We start from the raw sequence: 13,292 nt of genomic DNA, 5'->3' as shown, positions 1-13,292 counted from the left end.
GTGATCAAGCCCGTGCCGAACAACGTGACCGTGGCGGGCGTTCCCGCGCGCGTTGTCGGTACCGCAGGCTGCGCCGAGCCGTCGCGGCGGATGGATATGCTTTTCGACGTCGGCAATTAAAACCGGCAACCGCTTTGCGTCCGGCCGCTGCTTGACGTAAGGAGAGCCGTCGCGGAGGCGCGCGCCTGCGTTTTCAAGCGTGATCCTTCCGGGGCGGCTGCAATCTTTCAACAGCGCAACCCGGATTATCAGGGTTACGTCCGTCCGAAGTGAACCGCGGGTGAGGGGGGCGATATTGGACGTCCAGGAAATCAAGAAACTCGACACCTATCTGAAACGGCTGTTCGACAATCCGAAGATCCGGGTGGTGCCGCGGCCGAAGAAGGACGATTCAGCCGAGGTCTATATCGGCGACGAATTCATCGGCGTGCTGTTCCTGGACGATGAGGACGGCGACAAGTCCTATAATTTCAACATGTCGATCCTGGACACCGATCTCGAGCCGTGACGGGTGGCCCGGGCGTTTCAATGCGCCGGCACAAGACGCGCAGGGCCGCGCATTTCGCAAATTTCAGCGCCGTGATCCCGCCAGTTGGGCGATCAGGCGGTCGACCCCGTCGCCGACCGCTGTCCAGTCCGAAAGCCAGGGCCGCGGGAAGCGGACCGTGATGTCGACCTCCTCAATGCGCCGCTCGAGCAGACACTGGCCGGTGGCGCCGCCCCTCGCATCTCGCGTGCAGCGGACCATGAAGCGCGCCGGATTGCGGTCGTTATAGAGAATGTCTTCCCCCTGATAGGGGCTGCCATCCTGAAACGGTCGAAGCGTCAGGCCTGCGGGCGTGGTTTCGATGCTGGACGCAAGATAGCGTTGATAGATGGTGTTGAAGCGCTCCAGAGGCGGCAGGCTGTTGCCATAGGCGGCAACGGTCAGGAAGACACGATCGATGGTGCCGGGCATCGCCGATGGACCGGTTTTCCCGGCCGGATCCGGCGGGGTAAGTGACGGCCACAGGAAAACAAGATCGACGCGCTCCTGACGGCCCGGCTTGCGTTGGACCTTGTTGCGGATCGCCGCCGGGGGAATGTTGAAAGTCACGCCATTCACCGTGACCGGCAGCGCGGGCGCGTCGAGCGCCATGTCCGCAGCCGGCCAGCGCGGCCACAGAAGATAGGTTACCCAAAACACGGCGCCGATAACGCCCGCGGTAAAGATTGCGATGGGCAGCCATAAGAGGCCCCGCGGCCGCTTTTTCCGGCGGGGGCGGCGCTGCTTTGGATGGGCCGCAGCCTGTATGTCGGTGATCGCCACGACGGTGGTTCCTGCGCGGTCATCTCGCGAATCACAAATGAGTATAGGCGTGCCTCCGCGGCCCGCCTTCCAATATGATTTTGCCTCCGTTTACCCTTTTTTAAGCAAATGCTGGCGCGGCGCGGTTCGCTTTGTCACATGAAGCCGTTGTCACTCCGCCGGGAGTTCTGAAGGTGTCCGCGGACGCGCTGCATTCGCTTTATGTTCTGACCCTGGGCTTTTCGGTCGCGGGCGTGCTTGCCACCGGCTATCAGCTGCTGACCGCGCGGCCGGCCTCGTTCAATATTTTCGGCGACGGCACCGGTCCCAAAGCGGCGGCTCATGTCCCGTTTCTTGTTTTCGCCGCCCCCTTCATCATCGTTCGCGACGCCATTGCGCTGAGACGGCCGGGCCTTGAAAATTTCGTTGCGGCCATGGTCGCGACCGTGGTCGCCGGATGCTGGAGTCTGTTGTCGGGAAAATTCGTTATGGTGGCGGTCGCGGCGCTCGGACTCGGCTGAGCGCGTCCCTCGCTTTGTGAAAGTGCGACCATGCCAATCTATGCGCTCGACGGCCAGGCCCCGGAATTTCCCGCCGATAACGCCTATTGGGTGGCGGAAACGGCGGTGCTGGTGGGCAAGGTGCGGCTCAGGACCGATGCCAGCGTGTGGTTCGGCGCGGTGCTGCGCGGCGACAACGAATGGATCGAACTTGGCGAGCGCTCGCAGATCCAGGACAATGCCACGCTGCATACCGACCCCGGTTTCCCGCTGACGATCGGCGCCGATTGCGTGATCGGTCACAAGGTGATGCTGCATGGCTGCAGCATCGGCAACAACAGCCTGATCGGGATGGGGGCGATCGTCCTGAACGGTGCACGGATCGGCAACAATTCGCTGGTCGGGGCGGGTGCGCTCGTCACCGAAGGCAAGAGCTTTCCCGACAATTCGCTGATCGTTGGCGCGCCGGCGCGCGTCATCCGCAACCTCGACGAAAAGGCGGCCGCCCAGATCAAGGCGGGCGCCGACATCTATGTCCGGCGCTCGCGCGATTACGCCAAGGGGCTGAAGCGGATCGGATAATGCGCCGGCCTGCGCGGCGCACGCATCGTGGTTAACCATATCCGAACGCCGCCGCGAATTTTTCGTGCGTGCAGTTTATTTAGAATTTAGATCGAGCGCCTTATCGCGTTTTCGAGCGAAGTGGACGCCGGTTCGCGTGAAGAAAACGCGTCAGGGCAAACTTGGAGTCTTTTCGCGATTCGAAGAACAGCGAAACGACTCTAGCGTGCCGGAAAATCTGGTCGAGGCGCATGATGAACGAGCGGCGCAAGACAACCCGTGAGCGGACCAACGGCGTGGGGAACGTGCGGGCCGGTACCGGCCGCGGCATCGAATGCGTGATGCGCGATGCCTCCGGTGACGGCGCCGGACTTTCGTTCATGCACCGGCGCACCATCCTGCCGAAGCGCTTTGTTCTGACGACTACGCCGGACGGCACGCAGCGGTCGTGTCTTCTGGTCTGGCAATCGGACTATCGCGCCGGTATCCGTTTCGGACGCGAAGACTGACCATGCACGCGCGGCGCAAGGCCCTGAGAGACGCCGCGTCCAAGACCGGCGCTGTCAGCTTCGGCGTCGCGGCGATCGCCGGCTGCGCCATTGTCAATCTGTCAAAGGCCGGGGTCTGCCGCGACTTCGCATTCGGCCGGTCCTGCCGAAGCGGTTTTCCGTGCTGATCATGCCCGACTATACGCGGCGCATCTGCCGGCTGGTCTGGCAGCCGCAATCGCGCGTCGGCTTTGAATTCGTCGACGGCCGCTGATCGCAGCGGACGATGTCCGCTTCTGTCCGATATCCGTTTGCTGCGCATCCGCTCGCATGCCGCAAAACAGATGCGGCCGGCGCTTGGGGGGAGCGCCGGCCGCCGCGAGCCCGGTCTGGGACGGGGAGGGGTGGGGACGTGACCGGGATCGCGTTTCTCGTTGTCTCGTGTCCTGTTCAGGTCGGCATCAGCGCGACGTTGCGGTCGCAAACAGCGGCCGCGGATCGCCGAGCGAAATCCAGACATTCTGATCGTGCTGGGATTGCCGCTTGACGAAGCGGTAGTCGGTGTCGGACCAGAGCAAAATATTGGGATTCTGGTTGTCGAGGATGAACTCACCTTTGTCCGACTTGACGGTCAGGACGGCGTGCCCGTCGCCGTTGCGTTCGCGGACGACCGTGATCAGAAGCGCTTCGCGCGGCCATCCAGCCTCGATCAGCATGCGCCGCTTCAGCAGAACGTAATCCTCGCAATCGCCGCGCCCGGTGTCGGGATAGGACCATTTCTCGACCACACCCCATTGATCCATGTCGGTCATGGGACGGATATTGTCGTTGACCCATTTGTTGACGCGCACCAGATCCTTCCAGGCCTTGGGCGTCATCACGACATCGCGCGGCATCGACGGCGCGGTATTGCATTCGCGCGGGTTATCGGCGCAGAATTCGATCCATCCGATCGGCGGGCGCGATGCATCTCCGACCGAAACGAAAAGCGGACGCGGATTTGCAGAGGCTGCGCTCGCGAATGCGAGTATGCAGCCCGCCGCCGCAATCCGCACAGCTTCGCGCATCACGCCGACGCGAATGTTGAGCAGAACTCGTTGCACGCGGTGACCCCTTCCCTTATCGTTGGGTCACACTTCGCACAAAGCTTTTGTTGTGCCGCTAAGTCACGCGCGCGCTTTTGAGGCGAAAGCGACTAAAGTGCGGGACGAATGCGAATCTCAGTTGACTCAAAAACGGCTAAAATTGAATCGATCGCCTTGTGAATTGCAGGCGGCCGGCACAGCGGAGAGGTGCGGCGTCACAAGGCAGGATGGGGTGAAGATGGTGAATGCCGTGGTTGCGTATCGGCGTCGCCGAGGCTGCGCGGCAGGATGCGCGGCTGCAGGCGCGCCGTAAACGCGGCCGGCCGGCCGCGGCGGGCATTTACCCCGCGGTGACGCTCTCTTCCAGAAAGTCCGGATGTTGCAGCCGCAGGAATTCCACGGCAAAGCCGTCATCCAGGTGACGGACCACGCGGCCCTGGACGCGGCCGAGCGTCACCAGGGCGCCGATCGCCGGGCGCTGGTCGGTCGCCACCGCCGCTCCCGACAGCGACACGTCGATCAGGCGGCAGCCGAGATTGAGGCCGTTGGGCAGCGTCAGCATGGTCATCGGATTGCGCGGGACGAAACGGCCGTGACGGCGGTCCTCCGGCGAAGCCAGCAGATGACGGTTGGCGAGCCAGGTCAGCTGGGCCGCAAGCTTGTCGCGTTTGCGCGAGGTGGCGGCAATGGTGGAGGCAAAGCCGCTGTCGAGGTGGCGCGTACAGACGCCTTCCAGGCGCCCGACATGGTCGATATAGGCGATCACGCGCTCGCCGATCTGCGGAAAGACCGGCGCAAAGACGGCCATGCCGCCGGGTGACATGTTCATCACCTGACAGGGGAATTCGCGCCGGTCGGCAAGCATGTATCGCCCGAGCAGGTTCACTTTCACCCGCTGGAAGCGGCGGCGTTCTTCGCTATAGGGAAGAATGCGAGGGCCTGCCTGAGCCAGATTGCCAAGTAGCGCTGCCATGATGCCGGTGCTGCAAAATCCGCCTTGCCCGCGTCGTCCATTATGGAACGCAGCCGCTTAAACCTAGGGACGCGGCGTTAACGCAGAGTTAGCCGTGATTATTTTGTGGAAACCGGCCGGGTCTGACGGGGCGATCCAGACCGACAGAGCCCGCAGCCGCAGGCCAGCCTCCGGCCATCGTCGCCCCGTGGCGGTCGGGCCCCGTCCGGACCATCGACAGCGCCCGCAGCGGGTGGCTGCCGAGCCAATAAGCAGGCTGCAGGGGCGTCAGGACCCCCAGCATCCGATCGGCTTGCCCGCCACTTCCGCAAAGCGGCAGCAAAAGCATTTCCAGATCCGTCTTGTGCCGCTCGGACGCGCCGGCGACTTGAGCAATGAAGGGCGCAATGCCGCTCGTGACGGTGCGCACGGCCTCATCCAGCGCCGGCTGAGACGCCGCGTCGAACAGCCGCGCAAATGGCGTCCGCACGAGCTCGATCCCGAACCAGGCGCAGATCGAGGTGCCCGCAATCCGGAACGGGTGACCGCTCGCGCAATCCACGGCCAGAATGAAGGTATGAGCAAGACAGGAGCGGATCGCGCCGGGGTCGAGTTCGGTGCGCAGGGGCGCCAGCCGGCTGCCCCGGAGGGCGTCCCAATAGCCGAAGACTGCGCGGGTTTCTCGCTGCCTCATCGTCTGCTGTGCCGCTCGTCTCGTTACGGCGGGCAATGTGTTCCGGACTGGGACACTCGGCCCGCATTCAGACATCGGTCGTGACGGCGGTGCAGGCGGCATGCCTGCAGGGCGGCGCGGTCCGCCGTTATGGTTACCGGCGGGTTGCGCTTGCCCGACGCCGACGCACCGTTAGGGTTAGGACCGAGACAGACGGCAGGCAGCGCCTGCAAACCAGACTGAAATGCGCGGAAGAGGGGGACGTGACCGGGAAGCCGACAGGCCCCGTGGCGTCCGGGACGACGGATGGGGAGGGCACGCGGCCCTCCCCATCGTGTTTTTGCGACAGCCGTGGCGTTTTTTCACGCGCTCGCCGATTTGACTTGAATATCGCGGACGGGCGGGCGACCAAGACGAAACGCCCGGAGGGGTCTACATCCGGTTCCCCGGCGGCACCCCGCGCCCGGCAACATGAAACGGGCCACAGAACAAGATCGGTCCGTTTTCGGGCGCCTGAGAGCCGCATGCATCCTGTCACTGCCCGCGAACCGATCTTCAACATTCCCGGTGTGATCGTTGCCACGCTCGCAGTGCTCGTCGCCGTTCATCTGGTCCGGGGGCTGTTGTCGCAGAACGCCGATATTGAGGTGCTGCTGCTCTTCGCCTTCATCCCGGCGCGTTACGACGCAAATATGCTTGGCAATATGGCCTGGCCGGGCGGACTTGGGGCCGATATGTGGACCTTTGTCAGCTACGCGTTGCTCCATGGCGACTGGATGCATCTGCTGTTCAACGCGGTGTGGCTGCTGGCGTTCGGAACGCCACTGGCGCGCCGGTTGGGTACCCTGCGGTTTCTGGCCTTCTGCGGGGTGACGGCGGCAGCAGGTGCAGTCGCCCATCTGGTGACGCATTTCGGTCAGCTCGCGCCCATGATCGGTGCGTCCGCTGCGATCTCGGGTACGATGTCGGGCGCGATGCGGTTCGCCTTTCAGCGCGGCGGGCCGTTGGGCTTCGGAGGCGCGTACGACTCGTATCGCGTGCCGGCGCTTTCGCTCATCGATTCGTTCCGCGATCCCCGTGTGCTGGCCTTCCTTGCGGTATGGTTCGGCCTCAATCTCGTGTTTGGGCTGGGTTCCGTCTCGATCACGGGTAACGAGCAACCGATCGCGTGGCAGGCCCATGTCGGCGGATTCGTCGCAGGCCTTGTGCTGTTCAGCTGGTTCGATCCGGTCGGCCCTCGGCGTTACGACGATCGCGCTGCGGCCTGATGCATCGCAGCATGCTTGGCGCTGGCCAAGCCGCCGAAGCCGTGAAACACTTGAGCCACAATCTCGTTGAACGACATCGTTCCAGAATTGCGTGCGCGGGTCCGCCCGTGGCGGTTGGCCTGGCGCAGCGAAGGGAGGCGCCCATGATCGTCAAGTCGATCCTCTCCGCCAAAGGCAGTGACGTCGCAACGGTTTCGCCGACGGCGACAGTGGCGGAGGCCGCAAACATTCTGGCAGAGCGCAAGATCGGCGCGCTCGTTGTGACCGGAGCCGGCGGCCGCATCACCGGCATTATCTCGGAACGCGATATCGTGCGGTGCTTGGCGTCCCATGGCGCTGCCGCCCTGCAATTGCCGCTCACCGAGGTGATGACCCGAAAGGTTGTGACCTGCGCTCCCAACGACACGGTCGCGGTCATCATGGAATTGATGACGGCTGGCAAGTTCAGGCATTTGCCGGTGACCGAAGAGGGCGCACTCGTCGGCATTATCTCGATCGGAGACGTGGTGAAATATCGTCTGACCGAGCTGGAATTCGAAAAGGATGCGATGCGCGACTACATCCAGACCGCCTGACCACATGCAGGCGGTGATCCTCAAAGCCCTCAGGTGAGCGCGGCGATCGCGTCGACGATGTCGGGGATCGCCCGTTCCGCAGTCTGTGTCCCGATCTCGATCGCCTCCTTGGCGCGGTGAAAGTCGAACAGCCCGATCTTGCCGGTACGCGGTGCGATCATCACGTCGGGTGGATCCCCGGCAAGGCGCGATCTCGTCACGCGGTCCTGCATGATGTTGAAAGAATCGATCATGATGCTCGCGATATTCGGGCTGCGCCTGTTGCCGATCAGCTGACGCTTGAGAAGGAATTCAGGGCTGAGAATGCGCCGCAGGCCCGCCGGCCTCGTTCGCATTTCGCTGAGCAGCCGCGCGTCGTAATCATCCGGGCCATGGTCGGAAACCGTGCCGCCGCGTCCCAGCATGTCGGAATTGAGGTTGATTGCGATCACGAGCCTTGCGCCGAGCGCGCGCGCGGCCGACACCGGCACCGGATTGACCAGCGCGCCATCGACCAGCCATCGCCCGCCTAGCCGAACCGGTGTAAACAGACCGGGCAGGGCATAAGACGCGCGCGCCGCGTCGACGACGCGCCCGCGCGTGAGCCAGATTTCGTGACCGGTGCCAAGCTCGGTCGCGATCGCCGCGTAACGTTTCGGCAGCTCCTCGATCAGTGTATCGGCGAGCGTGCCTTCGAGCCGTTCCGCAAGCCTGTTGCCGCCGATCAGGCCGGAGCCGCCAAGGCTGACATCCAGATAGCCGAGTACGCCGCGCGTCGTCAGTCCCCGCGCCCATTCATCGAGCGCATCGAGCTTGCCGGCCGCGTAGCAGGCGCCGACCACAGCTCCGATCGAGGTGCCGACCACGACATCCGGCTCGATGCCGTGCTTCGCGAGAACCCTGAGGATGCCGATATGCGCAAATCCGCGCGCGATGCCGCCGCCGAGCGCAAGTCCGACGCTCGGACGCGGTGCAGCGCTTTGCGCGTCGGTCGCTTCGGCTGCGCGGTCGCCGTTCACCGAACGGCGGATGAGACCCTGCAAGACCACGGTTCAATCCTCTCCGCGAAAAGAATCGCGGGATCGCTGTTGCAAGACAAGAGGCTGCATCGGGAAAAAATGCGCCGGACCCGAAACCCCTCGGGTGTCCGCTTACGCGCCGGCCGGGCGCTGCATCCGGAATTCGTATTCGACCACGGCATAATTGTGATAACCGTCGCGTGCGATCGGCCGCATCGCCGCGGTATCGAGGAAGCCGTCGCGGATGAAACGGTCGTCGATATGCACGCCGATCACCTGGCCGAATACGACATGCGCATCGAGCAGGCGCCCGGCCAAATCGGTTGGCTGCATGATCTGCAGCAGCTTGCATTCCAGCGCGCAGGGCGAGGCGGCAACGCGCGGTGGCTTGACAAGGCGCGACGGCGCGGCCTCGAGCCCGGCCGCCTTCATCTCGTCGACGCCGCGGGGCAACGGGGCCGAGGTCGCATTCATCGCCTCGCGCAAGTCGAAGGTTGCCAGATTGCAGACGAACTCGCCGGTCTCGCGGATGAAGGCCAGCGAATCCTTGCGGCCTTCGCTGGAGAACATGACGACCGGCGGGCGGCTCACCACCGCATTGAAGAAGGAATAGGGTGCGAGATTAATCTCGCCTGCTGCGCTGATCGAACTGATCCAGCCGATCGGCCGCGGCGCGACAATGGCCTTGAAGGGATCGCGCGGCAGTCCGTGATCGTTCCTGCGGGCGTCGTAGAACATCCGCTATGCGCCGAACCGCGTGACAATCTGCGATAGCTCCGGTCGGGGCCGGTCTTCCGGCGGGCGCGCCGGCATGCCGATATGGACGAAGCCTGCGATGCGTTCGTGCTCGGACAGCCCCATCGCGCGCAGGATGCGTGGATCGTAGGCATACCATTCCGTGATCCAGTTTGCGGCATAGCCGAGCGCATGGGCCGCGGTCACAAGGTTCATGGTGGCGGCGCCCGCCGAGAGCACCTGCTCCCATTCCGGAATCTTGGCATGTGCAGCTGCGCGGCTGACCACCGCGACGACCAGTGGGGCGCGGGCCAGCCGATTGCGCTCGAAGGCGACCTGGTCGGCCGTTGCATCCGGCCGGTCCGCCTGAAACGCTTCGGCGATGATCTCGCCGGCTTTGGTCCGTGCCTCGCCCTCGAACAGGATGAAGCGCCACGGCGTGAGCTTGCCGTGGTCGGGTACCCGCGACGCAATCGTCAGGATCGTATCGATGTCGGCAGCGGACGGTGCCGGACCGGTCATCTCAATCGGCTTGACGGAACGGCGGGTGGTGAGAAGCGTCAGGGCGTCGGGCATAGGTTGCGGCTAGCACAGGAGCGCTTGTTCATACAATCGCCGGATGCGGGGGCGCAGGCTTGAATTCGCCGCGATTTGCGCCGAAAACCTGACACCATGAGAGCGAGGGGAGCGACAGCCGGCAGTGTTGGAGCGCGGATGGCGTTTGCCGTCGCGCTTCTTGTGTGCAGTGGCTTCGCCTCGCAATCGCAGCCGTTTACCGGAACGACGGCGCCCGTCGGCCCGGCAATGGGCGAGCCGCAGAATCTCGCGCCGCCGGGCAATCGTGCAGCGCCGGGGCCGTCCGATGTGCTGCGGCCGCCGGCGCCGATTCCGGTGCCGGTCGCGCCGCTGCCGGCGCCGCCGCAGGTGGAGCGGGCACCCTCGGCACCCGTGCCACAGCCGGCGCTTGCCCCGGTGGTCCCTGCGGGGCAGGTGGCGCTTTATCTCAGCGCACGATTCGGGCGCGATCTGCCGCAGGTACCAGGCGGCATCGTCTGGCGAATCTTCCCCGACCGGCCCGATGCGACGGGCGCCATGCGGCCGATCCGCGAAGACAAGTCAGCCTCGCCGATGCTGTTCCTGCCGCCCGGCAGCTACATCGTGCATGCCACGATGGGGCACGCGCATACGCTCAAGAAGGTGCAATTGCGGACGGAAACCGTTCGCGAAGTTTTTGAACTCCCCGCGGGCGGCATCCGGATCGAGGGCAGGGTCGGGGATGCACGCATCCCGCCCTCGCAAATTCACTTCGACATTTTCCGCGGCAGCCAGTTCGAGCAAGGCGACAAGCGCCCGGTGCGCCAGAATGTGCTGACCGGCGAGGTGCTGCTGGTGCCGGAGGGCACCTATCACATCGTCTCCCATTACGGCGACGGCAATGCCGTGGTGCGCTCCGACATCCGCGTGCAGGCGGCAAGGGTCACCGATGTCACCGTCAATCACAGGGCTGCCATTGTCACGCTCAAGCTCGTTGCGACCGGCGGCGGAGAGGCGCTCGCCAATACGCAATGGTCGGTGCTGACGCCGGGCGGCGACGTCATCAAGGAATCGATCGGCGCCTTTCCGCGCGTCGTGCTGGCGGAGGGCGACTATCGCGTGATCGCCCGGAACGAAGGCCGGTCTTTCCAGCACGACTTCAACGTGACGCCGGGCGTCGATCGCGAAATCGAGGTCGTTGCACGATGATCGAGGCTTGCGCAACGCCGGGAAGGTGAGGCGATCCGGAGGCGGCTTTGCGTCGTTCGCTTGCTTGTCTTGTCGGGCTTTTCGTGGCTCTGCCGCTCGGAGATCTTGCCGCTTCAGACGCGCGCGCCCCGGACGCGCGTGCTTTGGACACCATGGTCGCGCCCGACATCGCGCGGATGAAAGCCGAATACCGGCGCCCGCCACTGCGTCCGCCGGACAATCCGGCGCTGGTCGCACTCGGCCGCGACCTGTTCTTCGATCCGGTCATCTCCGCCTCGGGCAAGACGGCCTGCGCGTCCTGCCACCGGCCCGAACTCGGATTTGCGGCAAACGAGTCACGCAGCATCACCGATTCCGGGCGGCCGACGCAGCGCAAGACACAGACCCTGCTCGGCATCGGTCATGCCCGTCCGCCCTTCGACTGGGACGGACAGCACGCCACACTCGAAGCGCAAGGCGTCGCCTCGATCGGGACCGGGTCGATGTCGATGTTCGCCACACCCAACGAGGTGAAGGTGGACGACATTGTCGCGCGCCTGCGCAGCGATGACCGGTATGTATCCAAATTCGCCACGGCACTGCCCGGCCGCCCGATCAATCTGGACAATGTGGTTATCGCGCTGGCCGCCTTTCAGCGCAGCATCGAGCCGGGGATCGCCCCGTTCGACCGCTGGGTCGAAGGCGACGAAACCGCGATCTCGGACGCTGCGAAGCGCGGCTTCGTGCTGTTTCACACTGAAGCAGCCTGCGCCGGCTGCCATCACGGCTGGCGCTTCACCGACGATGCTTTCCACGATGTGGGTATCGCCACGAAAGATCGCGGACGCGGTGCCGCGCTCAAGCACGATCCGCGCATGCAATTCGCCTTCAAGACTCCGACGCTGCGATCGGTGGCGCTGCGCGCGCCCTATCTGCACGATGGCAGCGCCGCGACGCTGCGCGATGTGATCGATCTCTACACCAAAGGCGGCATCGACAGGCCGAGCCGCTCGCCGATGATCAATCCGTTCGATCTGAGCGAACAGGAGCGCGACGACCTGGTCGCCTTCCTGCACACGCTGACAGCGGACGCCGTTTATCGCTGACCTCGCCGGACGGCCCGACAATGAGCCGGCCCGGGACTTAACGCGGAACGATCGTGCCCACGACATCGTAGATGACCGGAACGCCATCCACGGTTCGCGGCAGCGCGTCCGGATTCGAGGGCTGCTTGCGCAAATTCACCTTGAGCGCCGGATCGCCTTGGGTCATGGCGATGCCGATGCCGGCCACCTCCACGTCCTTTGGAACGATCTCGGCGAAGCGCTTCTTGGCCCGCCTGACCGCATTCAGCTTGTCGTTGTCCATGCCCCAATTTAGGGGACCGGCAGCACGATTGCGAGCTTGCTCAGAACCGGTGCGATCGGATTTGCGTAGGTGAGGCCCCGGTTGTTGGACCCGCCGGTCTCACTTCCGGCGAACAAAAGACCGCACGCATTCATGTTTTCGTCCAGGATCAGCGAGCCGGAATCGCCCCCGGAACTGAACGGTCCGCTTCCGGTGGATTCGATCTCGATCTGGTCGTCGAACGATATCGATCCGACATCGTATGACACCGCGACATCGTCGAGTTCGGTGGCCGTGATGCGGCCGCGCGTGAGCCCCGTGGTGCGGCCGACTTTTGACACCGCAATCGGCTGCAGAATTGGCTCCGTACGCACACCCGCCAAGGTTCCGAGGGCATCGTAATTCAGCGGGTCGCAATCCACGCCCTTCTTGAGCACGGCGATCGCCGCATCCATCTGATTTTTGCCGTTCGGCTTCAGGTCCACCCATTTGGCAAGGGTCGCAATCGCGTCTTTCGGCCGCTTCCCGTTGTCGTAGTTTCCGGGTTGCAGGATGGCCTCGCCGGCTTTCGCGTCGTTCTCGTTGGCGAGAACGTGATTGTTGCTCAGGATGACGATCTTGCCCGACTTTTTCTCCTGCGCGAAGGCGCCGATGGTGCCGGCGGTGATGCGGAAATGCCCGGTCGATCCGCCGGGCCGCACAGGTCGCAAGCGCGACCGGTACCATGGACCGGCATGCTTGGCGATGCGTCCCACAAAGCGGATGTCTACCTCGTCGCGGGCCCGCTTGCGGATGGTGTCGAGCAGGGTCTCGGAACGCTCCAGCGAATGCCGCTGAAGCCGCACAGCAAGCCGGACATCGGTCTTCCTGGTGCCGGGCGCGACCCCGAGTGCCAGAAGCGGCCGCGCCCTGGTCTGCTTGTCGAGCGAGAACGTGGTGATGGAAAAGCCGCCGGCGCGCTCGATGGCGGCGACCGCCGGCGGCACCACGTCCGCGGCGATTTCCTGCTTGAGTGCGCGAACGGATTCGATGTGCATGCGATCGCCCTCCCGGAGATCGTCATGCAATCATAGATTGCATATATCCGCAATGTATATAAT

General features: G+C 64.3%; 17 protein-coding genes and 1 pseudogene. 9 read left to right on the top strand and 9 right to left on the bottom strand.

Translation table 11 applies throughout. From position 1 onward, the window contains the following. Together ACK41X_RS13080 and ACK41X_RS13075 are read left to right on the top strand one after the other, a co-directional pair. Positions 1 to 120: pseudogene (locus ACK41X_RS13080) on the top strand (serine O-acetyltransferase); the annotation flags it as partial. 175 nt (positions 121 to 295) lie between these two features. After that, positions 296 to 508 carry a DUF3126 family protein gene (locus tag ACK41X_RS13075; RefSeq protein ID WP_409723781.1) on the top strand — a complete coding sequence of 71 codons (213 nt, stop codon included), beginning with the start codon at positions 296 to 298 and terminating at the stop codon, positions 506 to 508. Between the two features lie 63 nt (positions 509 to 571). On the opposite strand, the gene ACK41X_RS13070 is transcribed toward ACK41X_RS13075, so the two are convergent. Further along, positions 572 to 1,309 carry a hypothetical protein gene (locus ACK41X_RS13070; RefSeq protein WP_409723778.1) on the bottom strand — a complete coding sequence of 246 codons (738 nt, stop codon included), beginning with the start codon at positions 1,307 to 1,309 and terminating at the stop codon, positions 572 to 574. Positions 1,310 to 1,482: 173 nt separating this feature from the next. Between ACK41X_RS13070 and ACK41X_RS13065 the strand changes: the two genes are divergently transcribed. From ACK41X_RS13065 to ACK41X_RS13055, 3 genes are all read left to right on the top strand, one after another. Further along, a complete protein-coding gene (locus ACK41X_RS13065; RefSeq protein WP_409723776.1) occupies positions 1,483 to 1,809 on the top strand; it encodes a DUF6949 family protein in 327 nt (108 codons plus the stop codon). A 30-nt stretch (positions 1,810 to 1,839) separates the two neighbouring features. Then, entirely contained in the window at positions 1,840 to 2,370 is a 531-nt protein-coding gene (locus tag ACK41X_RS13060) for a gamma carbonic anhydrase family protein (protein ID WP_409723773.1), read from the top strand. A 233-nt stretch (positions 2,371 to 2,603) separates the two neighbouring features. Continuing rightward, positions 2,604 to 2,858, top strand: a complete 255-nt coding sequence (locus tag ACK41X_RS13055) for a hypothetical protein (RefSeq protein WP_409723771.1) — start codon at positions 2,604 to 2,606, stop codon at positions 2,856 to 2,858. A 440-nt stretch (positions 2,859 to 3,298) separates the two neighbouring features. Here ACK41X_RS13055 and ACK41X_RS13050 read toward each other — a convergent pair whose 3' ends face one another. The 3 genes from ACK41X_RS13050 to ACK41X_RS13040 all read right to left on the bottom strand — a co-directional run bounded on the left by ACK41X_RS13050 (position 3,299) and on the right by ACK41X_RS13040 (position 5,604). Next, on the bottom strand, positions 3,299 to 3,904 hold the full coding sequence (locus ACK41X_RS13050; RefSeq protein ID WP_409723784.1) for a transglutaminase-like cysteine peptidase: 606 nt from the start codon (positions 3,902 to 3,904) through the stop codon (positions 3,299 to 3,301). A 358-nt stretch (positions 3,905 to 4,262) separates the two neighbouring features. Beyond that, positions 4,263 to 4,895, bottom strand: coding sequence for a PilZ domain-containing protein (locus tag ACK41X_RS13045; protein ID WP_409723768.1), 633 nt, complete (start codon positions 4,893 to 4,895; stop codon positions 4,263 to 4,265). An 88-nt stretch (positions 4,896 to 4,983) separates the two neighbouring features. Beyond that, the gene (locus ACK41X_RS13040) at positions 4,984 to 5,604 is read right to left on the bottom strand and encodes a PAS domain-containing protein (protein WP_409723765.1); all 621 of its coding nucleotides are present in this window, start codon (positions 5,602 to 5,604) and stop codon (positions 4,984 to 4,986) included. A gap of 467 nt (positions 5,605 to 6,071) precedes the next feature. Between ACK41X_RS13040 and ACK41X_RS13035 the strand changes: the two genes are divergently transcribed. Together ACK41X_RS13035 and ACK41X_RS13030 are read left to right on the top strand one after the other, a co-directional pair. Then, positions 6,072 to 6,815, top strand: coding sequence for a rhomboid family intramembrane serine protease (locus ACK41X_RS13035; RefSeq protein WP_409723762.1), 744 nt, complete (start codon positions 6,072 to 6,074; stop codon positions 6,813 to 6,815). Positions 6,816 to 6,958: 143 nt separating this feature from the next. Next, positions 6,959 to 7,390 carry a CBS domain-containing protein gene (locus ACK41X_RS13030; RefSeq protein ID WP_409723759.1) on the top strand — a complete coding sequence of 144 codons (432 nt, stop codon included), beginning with the start codon at positions 6,959 to 6,961 and terminating at the stop codon, positions 7,388 to 7,390. A gap of 29 nt (positions 7,391 to 7,419) precedes the next feature. Here the strand turns inward: ACK41X_RS13030 and ACK41X_RS13025 are convergent, their stop codons facing one another. From ACK41X_RS13025 to ACK41X_RS13015, 3 genes are all read right to left on the bottom strand, one after another. Beyond that, positions 7,420 to 8,418: a patatin-like phospholipase family protein gene (locus ACK41X_RS13025; protein ID WP_409723757.1), complete on the bottom strand. Its 999-nt coding sequence runs from the start codon at positions 8,416 to 8,418 to the stop codon at positions 7,420 to 7,422. Between the two features lie 102 nt (positions 8,419 to 8,520). Next, the gene (locus ACK41X_RS13020) at positions 8,521 to 9,126 is read right to left on the bottom strand and encodes a flavin reductase family protein (RefSeq protein ID WP_409723754.1); all 606 of its coding nucleotides are present in this window, start codon (positions 9,124 to 9,126) and stop codon (positions 8,521 to 8,523) included. A 3-nt stretch (positions 9,127 to 9,129) separates the two neighbouring features. Continuing rightward, positions 9,130 to 9,699 carry a nitroreductase gene (locus tag ACK41X_RS13015; protein ID WP_409723752.1) on the bottom strand — a complete coding sequence of 190 codons (570 nt, stop codon included), beginning with the start codon at positions 9,697 to 9,699 and terminating at the stop codon, positions 9,130 to 9,132. Between the two features lie 138 nt (positions 9,700 to 9,837). On the opposite strand from ACK41X_RS13015, the gene ACK41X_RS13010 reads away from it, so the two are divergent. Both ACK41X_RS13010 and ACK41X_RS13005 read left to right on the top strand, forming a co-directional pair. After that, positions 9,838 to 10,866 carry a hypothetical protein gene (locus ACK41X_RS13010; protein WP_409723749.1) on the top strand — a complete coding sequence of 343 codons (1,029 nt, stop codon included), beginning with the start codon at positions 9,838 to 9,840 and terminating at the stop codon, positions 10,864 to 10,866. A gap of 47 nt (positions 10,867 to 10,913) precedes the next feature. After that, positions 10,914 to 11,951 carry a cytochrome-c peroxidase gene (locus ACK41X_RS13005; protein WP_409723746.1) on the top strand — a complete coding sequence of 346 codons (1,038 nt, stop codon included), beginning with the start codon at positions 10,914 to 10,916 and terminating at the stop codon, positions 11,949 to 11,951. A 37-nt stretch (positions 11,952 to 11,988) separates the two neighbouring features. On the opposite strand, the gene ACK41X_RS13000 is transcribed toward ACK41X_RS13005, so the two are convergent. Together ACK41X_RS13000 and ACK41X_RS12995 are read right to left on the bottom strand one after the other, a co-directional pair. After that, positions 11,989 to 12,213 (bottom strand): hypothetical protein, encoded by a 225-nt coding sequence (locus tag ACK41X_RS13000; RefSeq protein WP_409723743.1) that lies wholly within the window; start codon positions 12,211 to 12,213, stop codon positions 11,989 to 11,991. A gap of 8 nt (positions 12,214 to 12,221) precedes the next feature. Next, the gene (locus ACK41X_RS12995; protein WP_409723740.1) at positions 12,222 to 13,229 is read right to left on the bottom strand and encodes a hypothetical protein; all 1,008 of its coding nucleotides are present in this window, start codon (positions 13,227 to 13,229) and stop codon (positions 12,222 to 12,224) included. Between the last annotated feature and the right edge of the window lie 63 nt (positions 13,230 to 13,292).

Source organism: Pseudorhodoplanes sp. (assembly GCF_046289595.1).
Taxonomy (GTDB): Bacteria; Pseudomonadota; Alphaproteobacteria; order Rhizobiales; family Xanthobacteraceae; genus Pseudorhodoplanes.
The sequence above is the reverse complement of the archived record's forward strand: the minus strand, read 5'-3'. Positions and strand labels throughout refer to the sequence as shown.